The organism is Syntrophomonas zehnderi OL-4, assembly GCF_000983115.1.
Classification (GTDB): domain Bacteria; phylum Bacillota; class Syntrophomonadia; order Syntrophomonadales; family Syntrophomonadaceae; genus Syntrophomonas_B; species Syntrophomonas_B zehnderi.
Window position 1 is genome coordinate 1 of sequence record NZ_CGIH01000009.1, and the last position, 21,102, is coordinate 21,102.

16 protein-coding genes and 1 pseudogene are annotated in these 21,102 nt (G+C 54.7%); 6 read left to right on the forward strand and 11 right to left on the reverse strand.

Annotated features, from left to right (window positions below):
- Both AAV90_RS02835 and AAV90_RS02840 read right to left on the reverse strand, forming a co-directional pair.
- Positions 1-206: pseudogene (locus tag AAV90_RS02835) on the reverse strand (transposase); the annotation flags it as partial.
- A gap of 126 nt (positions 207-332) precedes the next feature.
- Positions 333-1,055 (reverse strand): hypothetical protein, encoded by a 723-nt coding sequence (locus tag AAV90_RS02840; protein WP_046495655.1) that lies wholly within the window; start codon positions 1,053-1,055, stop codon positions 333-335.
- A 218-nt stretch (positions 1,056-1,273) separates the two neighbouring features.
- On the opposite strand from AAV90_RS02840, the gene AAV90_RS02845 reads away from it, so the two are divergent.
- Genes AAV90_RS02845 through AAV90_RS15660 form a run of 3 tightly spaced genes read left to right on the forward strand, consistent with a single transcriptional unit; the run spans position 1,274 to position 2,252 of the window.
- Positions 1,274-1,507 (forward strand): hypothetical protein, encoded by a 234-nt coding sequence (locus AAV90_RS02845; protein ID WP_046495658.1) that lies wholly within the window; start codon positions 1,274-1,276, stop codon positions 1,505-1,507.
- Positions 1,497-2,027 carry a DUF6550 family protein gene (locus AAV90_RS13935; RefSeq protein WP_052729559.1) on the forward strand — a complete coding sequence of 177 codons (531 nt, stop codon included), beginning with the start codon at positions 1,497-1,499 and terminating at the stop codon, positions 2,025-2,027. The genes AAV90_RS02845 and AAV90_RS13935 overlap by 11 nt, the downstream gene beginning before the upstream one ends.
- A gap of 21 nt (positions 2,028-2,048) precedes the next feature.
- Positions 2,049-2,252 carry a hypothetical protein gene (locus tag AAV90_RS15660; protein WP_046495660.1) on the forward strand — a complete coding sequence of 68 codons (204 nt, stop codon included), beginning with the start codon at positions 2,049-2,051 and terminating at the stop codon, positions 2,250-2,252.
- Positions 2,253-2,386: 134 nt separating this feature from the next.
- On the opposite strand, the gene AAV90_RS13940 is transcribed toward AAV90_RS15660, so the two are convergent.
- From AAV90_RS13940 to AAV90_RS02880, 4 genes are all read right to left on the reverse strand, one after another.
- Positions 2,387-8,398 carry a cadherin-like domain-containing protein gene (locus tag AAV90_RS13940; protein ID WP_052729560.1) on the reverse strand — a complete coding sequence of 2,004 codons (6,012 nt, stop codon included), beginning with the start codon at positions 8,396-8,398 and terminating at the stop codon, positions 2,387-2,389.
- A 73-nt stretch (positions 8,399-8,471) separates the two neighbouring features.
- Positions 8,472-9,485, reverse strand: a complete 1,014-nt coding sequence (locus AAV90_RS02870; protein ID WP_046495662.1) for a cadherin-like beta sandwich domain-containing protein — start codon at positions 9,483-9,485, stop codon at positions 8,472-8,474.
- 88 nt (positions 9,486-9,573) lie between these two features.
- Positions 9,574-9,813: a phage tail protein gene (locus AAV90_RS02875; RefSeq protein ID WP_046495663.1), complete on the reverse strand. Its 240-nt coding sequence runs from the start codon at positions 9,811-9,813 to the stop codon at positions 9,574-9,576.
- A gap of 45 nt (positions 9,814-9,858) precedes the next feature.
- Positions 9,859-10,110 carry a phage tail protein gene (locus tag AAV90_RS02880; protein ID WP_046495666.1) on the reverse strand — a complete coding sequence of 84 codons (252 nt, stop codon included), beginning with the start codon at positions 10,108-10,110 and terminating at the stop codon, positions 9,859-9,861.
- Positions 10,111-10,329: 219 nt separating this feature from the next.
- Between AAV90_RS02880 and AAV90_RS02885 the strand changes: the two genes are divergently transcribed.
- Positions 10,330-10,962, forward strand: a complete 633-nt coding sequence (locus AAV90_RS02885) for a TetR/AcrR family transcriptional regulator (protein WP_046495668.1) — start codon at positions 10,330-10,332, stop codon at positions 10,960-10,962.
- Positions 10,963-11,025: 63 nt separating this feature from the next.
- Here AAV90_RS02885 and AAV90_RS15580 read toward each other — a convergent pair whose 3' ends face one another.
- From AAV90_RS15580 to AAV90_RS15070, 3 genes are all read right to left on the reverse strand, one after another.
- Positions 11,026-15,720, reverse strand: a complete 4,695-nt coding sequence (locus AAV90_RS15580; protein ID WP_157609479.1) for a leucine-rich repeat protein — start codon at positions 15,718-15,720, stop codon at positions 11,026-11,028.
- Positions 15,721-15,762: 42 nt separating this feature from the next.
- On the reverse strand, positions 15,763-16,101 hold the full coding sequence (locus AAV90_RS02895; RefSeq protein ID WP_046495674.1) for a hypothetical protein: 339 nt from the start codon (positions 16,099-16,101) through the stop codon (positions 15,763-15,765).
- Between the two features lie 126 nt (positions 16,102-16,227).
- Positions 16,228-17,457, reverse strand: coding sequence for a helix-turn-helix domain-containing protein (locus AAV90_RS15070; protein ID WP_207642035.1), 1,230 nt, complete (start codon positions 17,455-17,457; stop codon positions 16,228-16,230).
- A gap of 160 nt (positions 17,458-17,617) precedes the next feature.
- On the opposite strand from AAV90_RS15070, the gene AAV90_RS02905 reads away from it, so the two are divergent.
- Positions 17,618-18,220 carry an AAA family ATPase gene (locus tag AAV90_RS02905; RefSeq protein ID WP_052729561.1) on the forward strand — a complete coding sequence of 201 codons (603 nt, stop codon included), beginning with the start codon at positions 17,618-17,620 and terminating at the stop codon, positions 18,218-18,220.
- A 49-nt stretch (positions 18,221-18,269) separates the two neighbouring features.
- Here AAV90_RS02905 and AAV90_RS15075 read toward each other — a convergent pair whose 3' ends face one another.
- Both AAV90_RS15075 and AAV90_RS15350 read right to left on the reverse strand, forming a co-directional pair.
- Positions 18,270-18,431: a hypothetical protein gene (locus AAV90_RS15075; protein ID WP_198142803.1), complete on the reverse strand. Its 162-nt coding sequence runs from the start codon at positions 18,429-18,431 to the stop codon at positions 18,270-18,272.
- A gap of 114 nt (positions 18,432-18,545) precedes the next feature.
- A complete protein-coding gene (locus AAV90_RS15350) occupies positions 18,546-19,616 on the reverse strand; it encodes a DUF6076 domain-containing protein (RefSeq protein WP_242847465.1) in 1,071 nt (356 codons plus the stop codon).
- 119 nt (positions 19,617-19,735) lie between these two features.
- Here AAV90_RS15350 and AAV90_RS02915 point away from each other — a divergent pair, with 119 nt between their 5' ends.
- Positions 19,736-20,788, forward strand: a complete 1,053-nt coding sequence (locus AAV90_RS02915) for an AAA family ATPase (RefSeq protein WP_046495676.1) — start codon at positions 19,736-19,738, stop codon at positions 20,786-20,788.
- Positions 20,789-21,102: the final 314 nt, after the last annotated feature.

Below are 21,102 nucleotides of genomic sequence, written 5' to 3' on the forward strand. Positions count from 1 at the left end.
ATATTCTCTAGCCGCATAGCAATCAAGGCATTTAACATAGCGCAGGTTGGGTATGGCTTAGGTCCACGTTTATTACCATCAGGTTGATGTAATTTGGCAATAACTGGTTTGAAATCAAGGGTATCAATTATTTTCTCGATCCTGGATTTTGGTTGCATTTTCATTGCATCTTCAAAGGAGAAAATGCATCTCTGTCGAATATTCATAAGTGACTTCGCCTCCTTCGGATGATTTGTTTGGTCACTTATTTATTCGACAAAATGGGGGGTGAAGTCCTTTTTCTGTATGAATAAAATCCTAATATTTTCGGGCTTACCTAATATGCAAAAGTCTCAACTATCAACACCTCCATAAACAAAAGCAACTCTATTGTTGCCAAAAATAAACGGGCCTTGCACTTTTTCGTCTGCTAGTCTCAGATGAGTACTAGAAACAGAAACGCCCGATGAGTTAATAACCTGAACTCCTCTATAATCACTAACAACCAAAAACTTATTATCAACTATAGTAGCATCAATAGCAGAATCCCGATAAATCTCTTTGTTAGAATTAGCCCCTACTAATACAATGGTATAATGATAAGCATCAGATGGGCTATAACGATTATAGAATACAAAATACTCGTCCACAATACCCATATACTGGTTATAAAAACTTATATCTGTACTATAAGATGTATCTGGGACAAATTTATTATTAACAAGTTCTAAACGTCTTAAAGTAGTAGGATTGGCAAAGCCCCAATATGGATCAAATGTTCCATATTCAAGATAATAATATTTGCCCAACCAGCCGATAGGAGAAATATATACTTTCCCGTCCGGGGTTAAGGCGGTTATGCCTGGTTGCAATGTAGTCCAATCAATATTATCCGTAGGTGGAGCTACAGGAGCAGCAACTTCCCCGACCTCTCCTTGAAGTCCTCTTTGTAAGGTAGTATTAGGCTCAATAAACCCACTTTCCAGTTCATTTACGAACCCTGCTTGTCCTGACTCAAGGCTGCCATATTTAGTATCAGATACAGAGTAATCAACGGCAAACAGAAGGGATAACATTCATAGGGATATGATGTGAACCCCTATGGCAAACAGGTACGGAAAGAGCGAGGGTGGAAACCATGCATTGGTTTCCACCCTCGCTTTATGCGGAATCCATCAGGCAGACAGGTATGGGAAGCATCGCCGAGCTAAAAACACCTCTGAATTTACTAAACTTCTAATAGCTTTCAGGGGACTCTTGTGGTATCCTGTGTCACTGATAGGAGGTGACCAAGATGCAAAACCCATTGGACGAGCTGTACGACCGGTACAATCGCTTTGTCCCTGACGCTGAGATTCAGAAGAAAATTGAAGCATGCCACCAGCAGCTCATCCGCAGCTTGGAAAAGCCGGAACGCAAGCTGATCCTGCAAATCATTGACAGCAAAGATATGATTTCAGGGTTCTATGCTAAAGAAAGCTTTACCTGTGGCTTCTGGCGGGAGGGAGATGCGGAAGATGAAGCATAGAACAAGAATCGCAATTGGCACGGTAGGGATAGCAACGGTTTTTCTTCTGCTGGGCACCGGTACCGTTCAGCACCTGCCAGAGGAGGCCCTCGCTGCGCCCCACATTCGCCCTGCGTGCGAATTAACGCAAGAGGTCGGGGAAATACCCCTCCCCGAGCCTCAAATCGACTGTACGGCGAATTTGCCCACAATTGTTGAAGAAATATCCAGCGTGTCTGATACAGCCGCCGATACTCCATGCGCCCAAAGCGCACCGGAACCGAAACCCGAATCCACCGAGGACACAGTAGCCCCCCAAGCGGTAAATCCGGCTGCCCCGGCACGGCAGGAACAACAGCCAAATGAGTCCGCTCCTGCCCCAAAGGAGTCCGCTCCTCAAATGGGAGATACCCGCATGGTAGACGGAAGGAAGCAGGTATACTTCCTGGGCTTCGGATGGATAGACGATAACGGCGGTGGCGGCGAGGGCACCATCGTGGATGGCGACGGCGACATCAACAAGATGGTGGGCGATATGTGATCGAAAGGACTGAATATGCCAATGGATGAACTTTCATTACCGGAAAACCATCCGAATCCCAGTGAAGCAGACGATCAGCCGACGGAAAAAGATTGCCTGGAAGCAGACCTTCCGGCCAGTATTCAGAAAGCGATTGCCGAATTGCTTCAGGGAGAGAAAGAACAGGTACTTCATTTGGACTGCCTCAGTGACGAGCTGTACGGAGCAATTAACGCAAACCTTTGAGGCGGCTGCATCACAGAGGAACAGGCGGATTATCTGCGGAGCAAATATTTATAAGGCAAGCCGAACACAGAAAAAACAGGGGTGGAGGCCGGTATAGTTCGGCTTCCACCCTTGCTCTATCTGCTTGGGTTCTATTACTTCGTTTTTCTCACACCATTTTCGTCCACCTCATAACCGTCTACTTTGGTGTTCCGAGCAAGGGCACCGTCCGTATAGAAGTAATACCACTTGCCATCAATCTGGAGCCACTTGCCGGACACCATGATGCCATCCTTGGTGAAATAATAGCGTTTGTCGCTGATGTCCAGCCAGCCCACAGCGGCCTTGTTCCCGATGTAGTACCGCCAGTTGTCGCCATCCTTCATCCAGCCGGTTTTCAGCGTTCCATCGGTGTTAAAGAAATATTTCATGCCGTCTATGGTCTGTGTGCCAGTGAGGGCTTTGCCGTCCTTGTAGTACATATACTGTCCATCGTCATTCAGCGCCCATCCCTGCGCCGTGGCTGGGTCGATGGTCAGCTTGATATAACGGTGGAGCATGGAGGATACCTCCGCGCGGGTGGCGTTGGCCTTGGGGTTAAACTTGTTGTTTGTTTCTCCCATCATAATCCCTGCCTGCTGCATAGCTGTTACCGCTGTTTTATAGGTGCTGCCGATGCTGGAATCGTCCGCATAGGTGCTTGCTTCACGGGCTATAGGCAGCTTGTAGCCGGCAGCCTTGGCGAAGTTTGCAAAGATCACCGCAATCTCCTCACGGGTGATTGCCCGGTCGGGTGCAAACCGGCTGTTGCCAATGCCCTGCACAATGCCTTTTTTATATGCCCATTCGATGTAGGGACCGAACGCACTGTCTGCCTTTACATCGGTGAAGCTGGTGGTGGTGTACGCCTTCACATCCACGCCTGCCAGTCTGCCGAGAGCTGTCACCAGCATTCCTCTTGTCATGGCAGTGTTCGGCGCGAAGGTGGTTTTTGATGTGCCGGAGAGAAGTCCCCTGCCCACCACATAGTCAATGGATTCCTTCGCCCAATGGGTGCTGATATCGGTGAATTTGGCGCTTGGTGCCGTATATCCCACGCCGTATGCCGAGAAGTGGGTTGTGGTGAAGATGATGCTTCTGCTGTTTGCGTCGTAGGCTGAGCCTTCAATGCGGGTGGCGTTGCCCTTTTCGTCCACATAGACCGCATAGAGTGCGCCTACGGCTTCCCCTTTTGCTGGAGTATAGGGAACGGAAACCGTGGCGGTACCGCCGCCGAAGCCGGAAACGGTTTTGCCGGAGCCGTAGCCCACCGTGAGGTCATACACCGGTCTTGTTCCGATCATGGCTTTGGCCGAAGCGGAAAGCTTCGCCTGCGGCGCAATCGTGATGCTGACATTGCCGCTGCTCTGCTTCTGGATTTCCTGCAAGGCTTTCAGGTCAAAGGTCACCTTGACAGGAGACCCGTTGATGGTCAGGCTGGTCACGCCTGCGCTCACAAGGCTGTTCAGGGCACTTTGGGACAGCGTGGTGGTCAAGGAGGCCGCACCCTGCAGCATTGTGACATTCAGCTCCACGGCGAAGCCGTTGGATGTGTTGCCCTGAGCCCTTGCGTCAGCCTGTGCCCTGGCAATGGCGTCGGTGATGGCTTTATCCGGGATATTCGCACTCGCTGCTGTGCCGTCTGCGCCCGCTGCCGCCGTTATGGATGCGGATGCTGTCACAGGCTGATCGGGCTTTTTATCGGGTACGGTTGCAACTGGTACAGAGGGGCCACTTGAATCCCCATCATCATTACCTCCGCCACTCCAGGGAACCTGCGGTGTTACGCTGTTGGAGGCCGTAGATTCCGCACCGGTTCCCACACTGTTCGTCGCCGTTACCGTAAAGGTGTAGGCGACCCCGTTGGTGAGCCCTGTTACGGTAATTGGACTCGCGGCTCCCGTAGCGGTGATACCTCCCGGATTCGCTGTGATCGTGTAGCTTAGGATCGCCGCGCCGCCGTCCGAGGCCGGAGGCGTGAAGCGAATCGCCGCTTGCCTATCCCCCGCGGTTGCGGTAACATCTGTCGGTGCGCCGGGAGCGGTGATGATACGGATCGAATAATTGGTCGAGGATGCGGTTCCGACGCCGGTATTGCCAGCGCTGTCAGCAATCCCCGCGAGATCCAAGATAATGGTGTTGGCAGCGGCGTTCACGCTGTCAGCGGTGAAGGTAGCTGTGTAGGTTATGCCGCCGTCTGCCGATGTGACAGGCGTCAAGCTGCCATTGGAGATCGTCAGGTCATCGTTGGCAAAGCCGGTGACCGGCTCCGAGAACGCAAAGGTCACTTGGCAGCTTTCTCCGGCTGTCAGAGTGGTTTTCCCCATCGATATAGTGACTGTGGGCGCTACGGCATCGATCAGGATATTGCCTGTGGCGCCGACGCTGCTCAGAGTAAGCTCCGCATTGTTGCCGACCAAATCACGGATCATGCCGCCATCCAGAGAGATCGCCGATGCTATTGCAATTCCATCGGCATCGAAATCACCGGATTGGACGATATACTTAAAGGTTAACGTCGCAGTTCCGCTTCCGCTTACATAAACAGCCCGTTGCGTGGATGAGCCGATGGCAAGGGGTAGATACGGCTCGCCGCTCGTTATATCGACGCTCACGGTTTTACTGAAGGAAACCTCCAAGAGTAGAGGATCGCCTGCTTTGTATGTCCCGTCAGCCGGTACGGAAACCGAAGTTACGAAAGGCATTATGGCATCGATTATGATATTTTTGTTTGCCCCCAAAGAGCCGACAGCCCCCGGAGTGGGCAGGGTCAAAACGGCGGCTGTTCCCGACACGGTTTTTATCGTTCCCCCATTGAGACTGAGCGAGCTGGTGGAGGTATAATCCAAGTCATCGGAAGTATCCCCCGGCTGCACCGTATAGGTGAAGGCCAGCATGCTCGTACCGGAGCCGCTCGTATAATTCGCCGTCCTGTCAACCGTACCGGTCTCCAGCGTGAGCTGCGGTATGCCGGTTACCACAACGGGAGCTGAGAAAGTGAGGGTGATGTCAATTATCTCGCCCGCGCTGTACGTACTGTTTGCCTTCGATGAAGTAACGCCTGTCACACTCGGCGCTGTCTCGGTGATGCTGATGGTGAAGATCTTCTCCGTGAACAACCCGCCGTTGTCGGTGGCCCTTATGCGGATACTGTAGCTGTTTTGGGTTGCATAGGAGAAGGTTGTAGCTGTCTTCAGCTCGTTGCCCGATAGGGAGAAGCTGCCATTGTCGGTATCGCCTACTCCGCTCACCAGCGTATAGGTGAAGGTGTCGCCCGCATCCGCGTCGGTCGTGCTCAGCGCGCCCACGACGCTTCCGGAAGCCGCGTCTTCGGAAACAGCGTTATTGGACAGGGTGATGTCGGTGGGCGCTTCATTCACATCCGTGATGGTGATCGTGAACTGCTTGTCATAGGTCAAGCCGCCCTGGTCTGTTGCCCGCACTGTGACGGCGTAGCTGCTTTTCGCTTCATAGTCGGGAACTGCCGCGAGCTTCAAGCTATTGCCGTCGATGGCAAAGCTGCCATTATCGCCGCTTCCCGCAGGTAGTGAGAAAGTCAAGGTGTCTCCGGCATCCGGGTCAGTCCCGGCGAGTGTCCCGACCACGGCGCCGATGGAGGCGTTTTCCGCCACGGTGCTGCCGGAGAGCGTAATCCCGGTGGGCGCTTCATTCACATCGACGACGATGATGGCGAAGCTCTTTTCAAAATACAGCCCGCCCGCGTCGGTGGTGCGGATCGTGATAGCGTAGCTGCTCTTTGTCTCATAATCCGGGGACACCGCCAGCTTCAAGCGATTGTCGTCGATGGTAAAGCTCGCGTAATCGCCGGTGTTGTTCAAGGTATAGGTGAAGTTCGTATCAGCGGCATTGGGGTCCGTGGTGCTCAGCGTGCCAACCATAGTGCCCGCCGCGGTGTTCTCGTTCACCGAGGTACCGCTGAGCGTGATATTGGTGGGCGCCTTATTTACCTCCGTGATATGGATGGTGAAGGCTTTTTCTACGGAAACGCCGCCGTTATCGGTGGACTTTATGCGGATGCTATAGCTGTTCTTAACCGCATAGTCGAAGGTTGTGTTGGTTTTCAGCTCGTTGCCTGCTATGGAGAAGCCGCCGTTATCGTCGTCACCCGTACCACTTACCATGGAGTAGGTGAAGGTATCTCCCGTATCCACGTCGGCCGTGCTCAACGTACCCACGGTGCTTCCCACGGCCGCGGTTTCGGAAACGCTGCTATTGGATAGGGTGATATCGGTGGGCGCGTCGTTGACCTCCGTAATGGTAATATGGAAGGTGCCGTTTGCCGTGCCGCCGTTACTATCGCTTACGGTAAAGGCAAAGGAATCCGCTCCGTTTGCGTCGGCCGAGGGCGTATAGGTGATTTTATTGCCGTCTATGTCCGCCGGCGTAAAGGTTCCGCCGGCGCTCAGCGTAGCGCTGTCTTTTTTCAGCGTGCCCTTGGCCGGCGCTGATGTAACGGTGTAGGTCAGCGGATCGCCTTCCACATCGGTTGCGGCAAGTATGGCGCTCGTTATAGTGGAGGCGGGCGCGTCCTCGTTCAACGATAATCCCGTGTTCACGGAAATGACCGGTGCATCGTTGACGGCGGTGATGGTGATGGCAAAGGCCGTGCTGCCGATGGTCCCGCCGTTGCCGTCACTCACAGTAAAGGAAAAGGAATCCGCCCCGTTCACCTCAGCGGTGGGAGTATAGGTGATTTTATCGCCGTCTATATCCGTCTGCGTAAAGGTGCTACCGGAACTAAGGGCGGTGGCATTGTTTTTCAACGCACCCTTGGTGGGCTCGGTCCCGATGGTATAGGTCAGCGTATCACCATCCACATCCTCCGCCTTGAGCATAGCGCTTGTGATGGCAGTTGCGGGTGCGTCCTCATCCAGCGTAAGGCCGGTATTGATCGTAAGCACCGGTTCATCGTTGACCGCGGTGATGGAGATGCTGAAGGTTTCTTCTTCGGAACTCAACCCAACCGTGGGGGCTGCCACGGTGAAGCCGAAGCTGTCCGCACCGTTTGCGTTTGCGGTGGGCGTATAGGTGATTTTGCTGTCGTCGACATCCGCCTGTGTGAAGGCTCCGCCCGCACTCAGCGCCGTTCCATCCTTTTCCAGCGCCCCTTTTGCGGGGATAGAGGTCAGGGTGTAGGAAAGAGCCGTGCCATCAAAATAATCCGTTGCGGACAGCTCGGCAGTGGTGATGGCGGCTGCGGGATCGTCCTCCGTGAACGTCTTGCTGAGCGCCCCGCTCACCACGGGGCCGCCATACAGGCCGCCGCCGGTGATGGAAAGGGTGACGGTGCCATAATCGCCGCCAGAATCGACCCACATGTAATACGTCGTGCCCGCTGTCAATGGGTGGGTAATACTAAATGGCCGTATTTCATAGTTCACATTGTCGCTTGCTACTGCCAGGCTTCCATCTCCTGTTATATCATCTACAGCGTCGGTGAGGTTGTCATAGAGCCATCCCTCCGTACCCATACCAGGGTTGGTCGTTGTCGTTATGGTATAGGTTGCCGATTCTGTTGGAATAAACCGCAGCCATACAGGAGGAGGATTACCGCCTATCTGTACCTCAATCTCTGTATCGGCGGATGTGATAAGCGGACCGGTTGCCGGATCAGTGCTCAATGCCACTCCTCCAGACATGAGAACGGACCCGGAGCCAAGAGCCTGGGGCGTTGTCCGCCCGCGAGCCGCAGGCAGGGACTTTTCCGTGGTAAAGACTTGGGATACCATGTCAGATTCCAGTCCTTCACTTTCCGCAACGCCGTAGACGACATAGGCGGTATCCGACTGAAGTCCTTCGCAAGCGGCATCTGTGGGCGTGGCCGCGCTTACGGCGGTTGACTGGGCCCGGATTGCGTTCGCGTTTTCCGGCTCCGGCTCTGCGGCCTCCTGTACCAGATAATAGACTGTGCCGTCCTGATCTGCGGTAAATTCCAGAGTTGCACCGCTGTCGGTGACGCCGTTTACCCCGATGGAAAGGGTTGGCGGTACGCCGCTGTCCTGTATTTCGCCACTATCTTCCGCTGCAAATACGGTAGAAGGGAACGGCCCAAAGGATAATGCGAATGCCAGAACAAGGGACATACCTTTTTTGAATGCCTCTTTCATTTCTTTGATCCCCCTATCTGCAGATGATGCTTGCGAAACCTGCCAGATATACTGTGCTTTATTTTTTATGCGGTTATCCGCGTGTAACGTTGAATGTATACGTGCGGCTATCGTTACCGATTCTTGCGCTCACCTCTATCGTGATCATGTTGCTGCCTGACGCCAGATTGATTGTCTGCGGCTGTCCGGAGGTGATCGGATTGCCATTCAGCTTGAGCGTTGCGCCGGCATCCTCAACCGAAGGGGTTAAAGTAACAGCAGCCGTCCTTGGCGAAACCGACCAGGAATAACTATATACCTGCTTATTAAACACCGTTCCTGATGGTAGTCCTGCAACACTTTGCAAATAAGGGCTACTTGCGCGTGTTGTATCTACGAAGTATAATATGCTGCCTGTGGCGGAAGCCACCTTGATATTGATCGTATTGATGCTCCCCGCCTTCAAGGTGACGACAGCTTTGCCGTCCACCAATGGCTGCTCGTCCACCGTGATGACAGCCGAAGGTACTGCGGCGACAGGCTTGACAGTGACGCTGGCTGAATCGTATCCTACGTTCGCGGTATATCCGGCGGTGCCCGGAGCAAACGCGGGGGTCAGCGCAACCTCGGTACCGGCGGTATCCAGAATGGTAAGAGACGACAAGGGAACGGCATCAGCTTCGATCAATTCCAAGTCCATGATAGACGACACGCCTCTATTTGCCTCAAGGCCGCCGCCCGCCGGAATGTTTATCCGCCAATATCTTGCGCTTACCGGAAGCGGCAAGGTTCGTGTGCATGTGTTTAATGTGTTGCCTGTAACGGAATCCACCGTCGTCCACTGTACGCCGTCCAAACTGCCTTGCAGGCTGAACGCTGTCACACGGTAGGTGTCCGGCCATCCGGCGGAACCGCTGATGCTCTTTACAGTCCATTTGGAAATCCAATGAACTTCTCTCAGATCCAGCATGATCCAGCAGGGAAGCGTAACGCATAGCCATCTTGATGCAGGATCGCCGGTAACGCCGTTTGTCGCCCGATTCGGCGTATAAGGATCAACATAACTGCTCGCAGTTACAATCGCTGTGCGAGCTAAATTTTCGCCCATATATATTTCCATCCTTTCCGGTAGCTTGAAAATCAAGCCCGCATTTCATTGCTGCAATAATCTGCACGGCTAAAAGCCGCCGCTGCGATCAGTCCCGCGGCGGATAAATGCCATCCGTTACTATGACATATTGAATCCCTGGATGTGGTTCGCAGCCCCGTAAATTTGGTAAGCAAAATGTTGTGGTACCATTGCCGCCATATCTGAACCCGAGCAGCGAAAACAGGGCCTGATAGTTCTGCACAGAAAGCTCCCTCCCGTCGCAAGGCAGGGTGCCTACTGGGCTAAAATATGGTAGAGGAATGATCATACCAATGTAAAAATCCATAGCGTTACCTCCTGTCGATATCGCGTAGATGAATTTTGCGCTCTCTTACGGTCTTTGAGGGAATATTCCCATGGTTGCAATATAGTACTTCATCTGGCTTGTTGCGTTCAGGGGATTTGCGTTGCGTAGATCCGGCAGTCCGAAGGTTGTACTCCCGTTACCGCCAAAGGTAGTTCCGAGTAGAGCAAAGAGGGCTTGATTCTGGTTGATCTGCAGGATTTGCCCTTCGCACGGCAACCATCCATACGGTGCATAGGTATAAGGGAACAACTGGATTTGTCCAAGATAAGCTTCCATGACGATTCCTCCTAAAAAAGTAGTACTGAGTCTTTCATCTCAAGAAACCATTATCACCAAGAGCTCCTCTGTATTAGATGGGTCCCCCCTCGCCCCCTGTCAGTTTACCTGCAAGTTGCATATCCATTTATCAAATGATATACTATCTGGTGACCGCGGTTAGTATCACAATAATATTTTACTGTTTTTTGGCAGAAAATTCAATAGAGGAATGGAATCATGAGTGAAAAAAAACTGCACAAGAAAAAGGAACAGGGTGCTGAAACAAGGAAGAAATTATATGACTGTGCGAAACAACTGTTTACAGAGCACGACTATGCTTCGGTCAGTGTGAAAAATATTACCGATGCTGCCGGCGTGACCAAGGGGACCTTTTATGTGCATTTTGAGTCCAAGTACGCCTTGGTTGCCTCTCTGATCGCCGTTTCCGCGGCACAGTTGGATCTCGAATACAAAACGTTCCTGAATACTTTGCCGCCGGATATGCCTGTCTCCGGTGTGCTGCTTGCCCTGACTGAAAAAATAGCTGCTGTGATTTCAGAAACAGTCGGCTACGAAACGATGAAGGCCGTCTACCAGATGCAGCTTACACGAACCGTCAATGTGGAGGGAATGAAGAGCTATAGCCGTGAGCTTTATCATTTGATCTGCGGCATACTTGAGCAAGGTATCCGTAGAGGTGAACTCAAAACGACTCTGCCGCCCCAAGTCCTTTCCCGGCATTTGGTGATGGCGCTTCGGGGACTCTGCTACGAATGGTGCATCCGCTATCCCGACTTTGATCTGAAGGAACAGGCGGTTGAACATACCCGGCTGCTGATAGATGGAATTGCAAAAAGCACCATAAATTAATACGTACAGAGTTGGAATACGTGCCCGCAGGTCAAAGCCTGCGGGTACGCTCCGTTTATGAGCTTATTTCGCTTTTCTCACACCGCTTTCGTCCACCTCGTATTCGCCTATCTTGGTGTTCCGAGCAAGGGAGCCGTCCGTGTAGAAGTAATACCATTTGTCATCGATCTCCAGCCATTTGCCCGACACCATGACGGCGTTTACATCGAAGTAATACCGTTTCTTGCTGGTTTCGCTGCCAATGTCCCACCAACCGACCAGCGCCCTGTTGCCGGAGTAGAAGCGCCAGTTGCTGCCGTCCTTCACCCAGCCGGTCTGCAAAACGCCTGTGCTGTAGAAATGATACCTCACGCCGTCGATGGTCTGCCAGCCGGTGAGGGGCTTGCCGTCCTTGTAGTACATGTACCGGCCGTCGTCGTTCAGCGCCCAGCCCTGGGCGGTGGCGGGGTCGATGGTCAGCTTGACGTAGCGGTGCAGCATGGCCGCGACTTCGGCGCGGGTGGCCCCGGATTTTGGATTGAACTTGTTGCCGCTGCCGCCTACCATGATGCCCGCCTGCTGCATGGCCTTAATCGCACCGGCATAGGTGCTGGAGATGCTGCTGTTGTCCGCGAAAGTGATGACCTCGCGGGTAACGGGCAGCTGAAAGCCGGTGGCTTTGGCGTAGTTTTGCAGGATCAGTGCGATTTCTTCACGGGTGACAGCTCTTTCGGGAGCGAATTTGCCGTTTCCGATCCCGCTGACAATCCCTTTCTTATACGCCCACTCCACATAGGGCAGGTAGTATTTGTCCGCCGCCACATCGGTGAAGCTGCTGGTCTTGTAGACGCTCACGTCCGCTCCGGCCAGTCTGCCGAGGACCGTGACCAGCATTCCGCGGTCCATGGCCGTGTTGGGCGAGAAATTGGTATCGGTGGTTCCGCTGAACAGTCCGCGCCCAACCGCGTAGTCGATGCTCTCCTTGGCCCAATGGCTGGCGATGTCGGTGTATTTCTCCGTGGGCGCTGTGTAGCCGACGCCGTAGATGGAGAAGTGACTGCTGTCCAGGATGACGCTCCCGCTGCCCGTGTCGTAAGCGGAGCCGGAGATGCGGGTTGCCTGACCGTTTGTATCCACATACACACCGAACAGGTAGCCTATGGCCTCGTTTTGGCCCGGCGTATAGGGAATGGAGAGCGTGGCGCTGCCAGTTCCCAGCGAGGTGATGTTTACTGTCTTGCCGTCCTTGACGTAGCTAACGGACACATCGTACACCGGCCTTGCGCCGATGAGCTTCTCCGCCGCAGCGGAAAGGTTCTGCGCCGGCTTGATGGTGATGGTCACGTCGCCTGTGCTCTGCCGCTGGATTTCCTTGAGGGCCTCCAGGTCGAGGTCAAGGGATAGGATGACGCCGTTTATTTCAAGCTGTTTGACGCCCGCGTTCACAAGGCTTTGCAACGTATCCCTGGGTAGAACGATCCCGAGGGATTTGGCCGTATCCGGCAGGTCGATATTGAGCGAGATGCCGATGCCGTTTGCTGTTTTGCCCTGCGCTTTCGCGTCGGCCAGAGCCTTCGCGATGGCGTCCTCGACAGATTGCTGCGAAATGGTCACGGTCGCGTGCCCACTGCTGTTCACTGTCGGGGCTGCGCCCAATCCAGCCATGACCGGCTGGTCCGGCTTCTTTTCCGGCTGGATGATGACGGTGGTGCGGCCGCCTGAACCGCTGTCGTCGGACGAATCGTTATTTGAGGAGCCGCCGCCCGTCAGCGTGGTAAACGTCACATTCGCGCCGTAGCTTGTTCCCTCGCGGTTGGTGGCGTAGGCGCGCACATGGTAAGTGGTGTTTGCCGTCAAGGCGGATATATTTGTCGTGAAAGCGCCTGTGCCGCTGCCCGACGTCGCTTGTGTAACGCCCGCGCCGCCGATGACGGGATTTTCATCCGTGCCGTACACAAAGCCGCGCGCCGTGACCGCAGCGCCGCCGTCCGATGTGACGCTGCCCGTTACCGTCGCGCCGGATGCTGTAATGCCCGTTACCGTCGCGCTGGTGGTGACGGCAGGCAGGCTCGCCGGTGCGGCCTGTGTGGTAAAGCTGTGCGTGGCATCCGCGTCCATCGTATTGCCCGAGTAGTCCTTAAAGCCGGAAATCGTGACCGTGTACGCTGTGCCGTAGGCAAGGCCGGTGTATGGGATTGTGAAAACGGTATTGCCGCTGCTCCATGTCCCGCCCGCAAGCGCCGTGCCGTTCAGGGATACCGTTCCCGCGCCTGTACGCATTTCCTCGCTGAAGGTAACGGCAATATCGCCGCTAAGCGCCGCGCCCGCGCCGGAGGGCGTCACGGAGGCGATTGCTGGTTTATCCGCATCGGCCACGAGCGCGCCGGAAACGTTGTTGTAGACGGTATCCGCTGTGCGCGCCTGCGAAAGCGCCGCGTCTGCGGGCAGCCAGAGGTACAGCTTGCCGTCGGCGTCGGTAAACAGGTCGTTTGCGCCGTAGTAGGAAGCGCCGGGTATGGTCAGCCCGGTGACTTTCGTTCCTGCCGAAGCGCCCGGAAGCGTTGTCTCCGTCAGACTGAGCGGCTGAATGCCGTTGGCCGTTCCGTTGGTAGGTATGCTCTGGACGTTGCTATTTACTGAGCCGCCCGTAATCACCACCGAGCCGCCATCACCACCCGTGCCGCCGCCGATGCCCGCGCCATCACCACGATCACCGTCGCCGCCGGTAGCCGTGACAGTGCCACCACTGATAGTGACCGTACCGCCGTCGCCGCAACCTCCGCCGCCGATGCCCGCGCCGCCGAAAGGATCGTCGCCGCCATCGGACGTAACCACGCCTCCTGTGATGGCGATGATGCCGCCATCGCCCAACTTGCCGCCGCCGATGCCCGCTCCGCCGTCGCCGCCAGTGGCCGAAAATGTGCCCGTACCGCCTATGGTCAGCGAAGTGCCAGCGGGAACCTGCAATCCCGCTCTCCCGTCGCCGCTTTTGAGGCTGTTGCCAGAGGCAAGCGTCAAGTTCACGGCGGCACTCCCGGTCAGCTCAAACGCGCACGCGCCGCTTATGGCCGATACGTCGATACTTACGCCGTTAAGCGTGATATTTATGGGCGTCGCCCCGGTTCCGCCCGCAGCGACGATTTTATCCGTCGTCGTAGAAGTAACGCCGTCCGCCATAGATACCGTATAGTCGCCGGGCGCCGTAAAGGTCAGCACGCCGGAGGTATAGGTATACCCCCCTGTATTGCCTGTAACGGCGAAGGCGGGGAGGAACGACGATTGCACCGTCAGTGTGAATGTCAGCGTCGCGTCCGGCAAAGCGCCGTTGCCGGCTTTCAACGTAACGGGGTAGCTGCCCGCCGGAAGGCCCGCGGCGATGTCCAGCTTTCTTGTGCCGTTGTTCCAGGAGATGCTTGCATCTCCGGCAGTCTTTTCAACCACAATGGGTTCTGTCCCTGTGAGCGTGTATTCGCCCGTGGAGGTTGCGCCGTAGCCCACATTCAGCGTCAGCGCCGTGGGTCCGGCAATGGCCGGCGGGGTTAGCCCGATAATGGTGACGGGGCTGCTGCCGGTATAGGTATAGCCGTTCCAGCCGGTTGTGCCCGTATTGTATTGCAGGGTAAACCCGGCGGCGCAGCCATCAAATATCGAAGAGGGAAGAATTGGTTTATCCCCCAGAAACCGTACGCCATTCAAGCCAGCGCATCCCTGAAAGGTTTGCAGGCCGAGTGCTGTTACAGCGCTTGGGATAATTAGTGTGCCGGTGAGGCCGGAGCAGCCTGAAAACGCGTAGAATCCAATCATCCTCAGTCCGGCTCCCAGTGTCAGGCCGTCCAGCCCGGTGCAATTCTTAAAGGCATTGTCCTCAATGCTCAGGACGCTGTCCGGAATAATCAGCGTGCCGTCCAGGCCGGAGCAGCCGTTAAAAGCCGAGCCGGTAATGATGGCCAGTTTGGCCGGGATGACCAGTCCGGTAAAGCCCTTGCACCCGGAAAACGAACCGGTACCGATAGAGATGAGGTTCGCAGGGAGCGTCAGCGTGCCGGTAAAACTCCGGCAGGAGGCAAACGCCTGTGTACCGATTGACGTGACGCTGCCGGGTATGCTCAATGTGCCGGTAAAGCCCATACAGCCCCAAAACGCTTTATCACCCACCGCCGTTACCGTATAGGTGACGGCATCCTTTTCAACCGTTTCGGGAATCGTAAGGCTGCCCGATCCCCCGCCGGTGACGGCGGTGTTTGTGCCGTCGCCTACCTGGACCGTTCCTGTATTTGAGACGGCGTCCTCCGTCAGCACCTTATAGGTTAAAGTATGCCCCTCGGATGTGTTTGCGGTAAAGGTTGCGCCCACGCCCAGCGCCAGCGGCCCCATGAGCACATCCGCCGCATCCGCCGCCATAGGCTCGATGCCGGTGGTGAACTGCGCCGAAACCACAGCCGAACGGCTCCCCGCCGCGTCTTCCAACAGACCGTAAACGGTGTAGTCGGTCTGTGTGGCCAGCCCGACCAGCATAGCGGTCAGCTCGGAACCGGCGGTTATCTCCGCCGTTTCTCCGGCCAGGACGGCGGACTCGTCCGGCGCCTGCTCCTGGGAGGGGCCTGCCGTGTAGTACACCGCCCCGTCCGCGCCGGCGGTAAAGGAAAGCTCCGCGCTGTCTTCGGTGACGCCGCGCACACCGATGAAAAGCGCCGGGGCCCCGCCGGTTTCGCCGCCGCCCCCATCAGGCGGAGGACTGGGCTGCCCGGCCAATGCGGTCACGGGCAGCGGCGCAAACACCAAACGCCGCGCACAGCAGTGCACTTAAGAAGCGTCTCTTTTTCATACTGCATCCTCCTTGTTTCCTTTGGTTTTGCGCCGCATCGCGTCGCACATGCAGACGCCGATGGGGTCATAGGGCGTCTGCTCCCTGTAAAACCAGCCGCAGCCGCCGCAGTCGCTGGGGGGCGGCTCTTCCGGGACGCCGGGCTTGCAATGGGGGCAGCTCTCCTGCTCCGCCGTGGCGAAGGGGCGGCCCTCGCCGGTATACTCCGGGCGTTCCTCAAAATCCGGGTAGGCCGGGTAGCTCTCGTCGAACTGCTCGTCGTATTCAAGATAAACGGGAAAGCTGCGTCCCCCCACCCGGTAGACCTTGTACGGCTGCTGCTTTTCCCCGCCCATTTCACCGCTCCCTTCATCCAGGGCATAAAAGAACCCCTATGATAGCGTTTCAACAACACCATCATAGGGGCAAATCCACGTTCCGGGTAGTGACTTTTTACCCTCAAAAAGTCACGTTTTTTCGGCTCACATAATGTATTTTACAAGCTCCTCCCGGCCGGATATGTACAGCTTTTCGTAGATTTCCAGCATGATGTTCTTGAGCCTTCCCACGGAAATACAATACTCCTTCGCAATTTTCGCATATGGAACGCGGCGGGCCACCAGCACGGCGATGTGATATTCCCGCAGGGACAGGATGGACGTGATGTTATCCTTTGTAAACTGGTTATGAAAGGTGATCCAGTTTTTCCAGGTGCGTTTCCACTGATGGATAACCGCGTCGTGCAGGTCGGGGAACTCCTGCTCCAGGCATTGTTCCATAAGACCCCCAAGCGCGGTCACCAGCTCCGAAAACGGTGTGGTAAGCCCGTGAGGCAGGGCGATGCGCATGGCCGAAAGCAACCAGCGCCGGGCTTCCTCATTGCGTTCAAGATAGCGGCAGGCCACGGCGCACATCAGCCGCAGATAAATGTCATGGGTCATAAACCCTTCCCCCGAGACAGAGAGGGAAAGCGCGGCCTGCGCTGTGGCAAGCATGGCGTCAAAGCGGCCTGTGCAGTTGAAATACTTTGCCCGCAGGTAGAGGGCGTTGGTTCTTGCCGAAGGCGGAAGGGCGCTCAAATCCCCGTCTATCAGCCAGCCGGGAGCCATGCTCGGTGCGATGACGCTTACGGCGGCGGTGGCAAGGGAAAGCTCCGCGATAGCGGCAATCACGCCGTCCGGATAGGCTTTGATACACCTTTTGAGGTAGACGTCGATCCCGGTGTAGGCGTGGTAATCGCCCAGGCTGACGGCCGCCGCGATTGCCAGGGGGCAGACGCGAAGCCTCACCGCATCGTCACCCTCGGTTTTTTCAAAGCAGCGCATCGTCCGCGCAAAGTCGCCCCGCAGGTAGGCCAGCTCCGCCTCATAGATCAGCCGCAGCCGCTCCTCGCCTATGGCATCCGGAACTTCGCCGGGGCTGCCCCCCGGCATCGGGAGCGGCAGGATGGCGGAGGTGGCGGCAAAGACGCGGGACACGTCGGCGGACAGCGAGTGACCGAGCGCTTTCTTCTCTTTACGCGGATCGGCAGGCTTTTCCGCATCCCTGGGAATCATCCATGACCTACCATATTTTTTTGCGTGGGGGATCCGGTGACCGGCCAAAAGCCGCTGGACCTGCCGGAGCGAAACGCCCCATTTTTCAGATGCCTCTATCGCTGATATGTATTCCATCCTCAAACAACCTTTTCTTTTAGAAAATTCCATTTCCATTATAGTCGTTTGAGCGACGTTTTTCAATCCCAAAAATGGATGTATACCCGCACAAGTTGTGGACAGGAGGGATCAGTGGCAATACCTTGGAGGAATATCATAAAACAATGGATATCCTCTCCGAACACCAAATCAGTTTGTCCTTGAGCATCCCGACACGGTGCTCATCATCATCGATACCCTGCAGATGATCCGCAGGCCTGCGGCGGACAACTCCTACGCAAATGATTATGCGGACCTGACCGCCCTCAAAAGGCTGGCGGACAAACACAGGATTGCGATTCTGCTGATTCACCATCTCAGAAAGCAAAAAGACGACGATCCCTTCAACCGTATCTCCGGCACCACAGGCTTGTCGGGTGCGGTAGATACCAGCTTCACCCTGGTGGAGGAACGCCGGGGCAGCGGCAGGGCGACCCTGTCCTGCATCGGGCGTGACATTGAATACCGGGAGCTTGAACTCCGCCGCAATGAAAATAACATCTGGGAGCTTGTTTCCGACAGCCGGGAGCACCCGGAGTTGCTTCTCCCGGACATCGTTTTTCTTGTTTCTGACTTTATGAAGGACAAGTCCGAATACCACGGAACCCCCACCGAGCTTTCGGAGCTTATCAGCAGAGAAGAAAACAGGATCAGCGACCGTATGGTTTCCCGGCTGCTCCTGCGGAACACGGAGGAGCTTGCCGGTTATGGCATCCGGGCAGTTTCACGAAGAAGCAGCGGCAGACGTATGAAGCTATTGCTGAAGGGGATTATGTCGTAGAGATGAGAAAAAACGCGGTAGGGGATATTCCTACCGCGCCTCTGTGTTGCTATTCATCATCCTCCGGCTTTTTCGGTTCCAACACCCGAATATATGGCTCCGGTGAAGCCATATACATCTCCTCGGTGTCCTGCTGTGCCTTTTGCAAAATGGCGATGGCATCAGTCGCTGAGTTAAACAATCGCTTATACATCGCAGCATAGTCAGCCAAAATAATTCCCTCCCCTAACAAGTTTGCTTGATGTTAGCGTCCTTCGGAAAGGATTGCAAGAGGGTGAAATCACGTTGTTTCAAATTGTTTTCAGCCGAGCTTTATGCATTTATGCTAATCTATCTTTATCCGCTCCAGCAACTCCTCGCCGCTGATTTCACCGGCCTTGTATTCCCTGCGGGCTGTGGAGGCAATCTCAGCCCACGCCTTAAACTGTTCTTCGGTTAGTTTGTTGGTCTGGCGGCCGCTGTCCAAGGCATCCATGCGGTAATACCGGGAGTACATGCGGTTGTAAATCGTCTGGAATTTCTGCAGGCAGGGTTGATCCTCGATATCCTGATTGAACTTCTGTTTTGCTCCAATCTGCTTGCAGGTTCTCTTGCCCTTGTAAGGCCTGTCGCAGTAATCCCGCTTGCGCTTGTCCGCAAGAACGAAGTACCGGTCGCACAGGGCACAGCGCTTGATGCGGATGCCCCGTTTGATCATCTCCATAAACTCAAGGTAAAGCATTTCCTCCAGACTCTGAATGGCGAAATACTGCCACATGCTGACGGCATGCCCGCTGTCCCGATGAATATTTTGAAGGACTTTTTTTGTGTCGGCCGCCGAGGGATCATCAAACCGGATCAGCTTGCTCGTGTCGAACTTCCCGTTTGCAATCGGCGCAATCCCATACATGGAACGCAAAATGTGCTGGGCAAAATTCGGCTGCAGATTGCAGTACATCACATACCGTTCGGAAAGCGTCTGCTTTGTCAGCACCTGTGTGCTCAGGCAGAACTCCAGTGCCTCATTGTATCCCTTCTGCAAGTCAAAATAGTAATGAAAAACGAAAAGCAAGTAATCAATCTGTTCTTCCTTGGATTTTTCGGATGCCCAGAGTGTCCGTACCACTTCACTGTTTAAGAAAAAGTGTGCATAGCTGTGCTTCTCTTTCAGCAAGTCAACCGCTTCATAAAATCCCGTCTGAATATCTTTAAAGTGGGCATTGGAAATCACCATGGTTTCCAGTGCCTGTACTTTTTCCTGAACCTCTGAAAAATCAAGCTCGCAGAAATCCACAATGCCGGTTCCGATATCTCCGATCTGCTGAAAAGTGGAATGCTCGGCATCGTGCAGAAAAAATATGTTGAGCTTATTTGTGCTGTCGGTAAAAACCTTGGCAAAAGGATAGGTAATCTCCATGTCACGCCTCCAAGCAAAGAATGGATTTATAAAAAATAAAATTCTTTCCATTCACGATATAAGGATACCACAATCTTTTCTACAATGAAAGCAGCAAAAAAGAAAAGAGGTGATACGGCATGACAAATAAGTTAGAAACCATGGATGCGGAAACCCTGATGACCACACCCATAGAGCCGCTCAGGTTTATTGTAGGCGGACTCATCCCGCAGGGTCTGCATATCCTTGCAGGCGCTCCGAAAGTCGGCAAGAGCTGGCTGGCGCTCTGGATTTGTCTCCAGGCGGCAAAGGGAGAACCGGTGTGGGGCTATGAAACCCGAAAATGCGAGGTGCTCTATCTCTGTCTGGAGGATAGCTTCGCACGGATTCAGAGCAGGTTGTTTGACCTCACGGAAGAAGCGCCGCCCAGTTTGCACTTTGCGGTGATGAGCGACACCATCGGCCATGGTTTGGAAAATCAGATTGAATGCTTCATCAAAGAGCATCCCAAAACAGGGCTAATTGTGATTGATACGCTGCAAAAGATTCGCCGAACTGTTTCAGCAAATGTGAATCCCTATGCCACCGATTACGACGACATCAATGCCCTCAAGCAGATTGCGGATAAGCATAAGCTTGCCATGGTTCTGGTTCATCACCTGAGAAAAAGTGCTGACAGCGATCCGTTGAACATGATATCCGGCACCACTGGAATTGCGGGCGGCGCGGACAGCAGCTTCATCCTGCAGAAAGAAAAAAGAACAGAAACAACGGCAACTCTCATCTGCACCGGCAGGGATATCGAAAGCCGGGAATTGTTCTTGGGGTTCAACAAAGATACTTTCCTGTGGGAACTGCTGAGTCCGATTGCCGCAGCGGAGCAAAAGGCGGATGAGATCATTTTTCTTCTCTCTGACTTTATGAAATCGGCGGTTGTGTTCACCGGAACCGCTACCGAGCTTGCGGAGCGACTCAAGCTGTTTGGCGGAACGGAATATCTCCCGGCGGTGCTGAAGAAGAAAATTATGAAACACACGGACTATCTTCAGAAAAACAGGATTTCCTATTCCGATCAACGCAGCTTTGACCGGCGGGAGTTTACCCTCCGTTATGACGGCAATGACGGCATGACGGAAGAAAACGCCCCCACAGATTTGCCGTCTTTGCCGTCACAGCCGTCAGGAGAGGTATAATCGCCCCACGTTGCCCCTTGTGTCGCCCTGTGTGCCGTTTTGACCGGCAGGGCGGCATCCTGGGCACCGAACCAGAGTAAAACCGCAGCGTGAGGGCTTTGTGCGGGACGGTAGAGGAAGAGCATCGGCTCCCAAAATTGAGCCGATTCCCACGGTAGAAGGGATGAGCAGGATAAAGTCAGGTGCCCGCAGGCGGCCCCCTGACGGTCACAGCGTCCCGCATAAGCGGGGCGCAGAGCGGCATTGTACGGTGGTCGGACAAGGTGCCCGAAATCAAAACGGGTATTCCTCCGGGAAGTCCAAGAAGCAGAAAG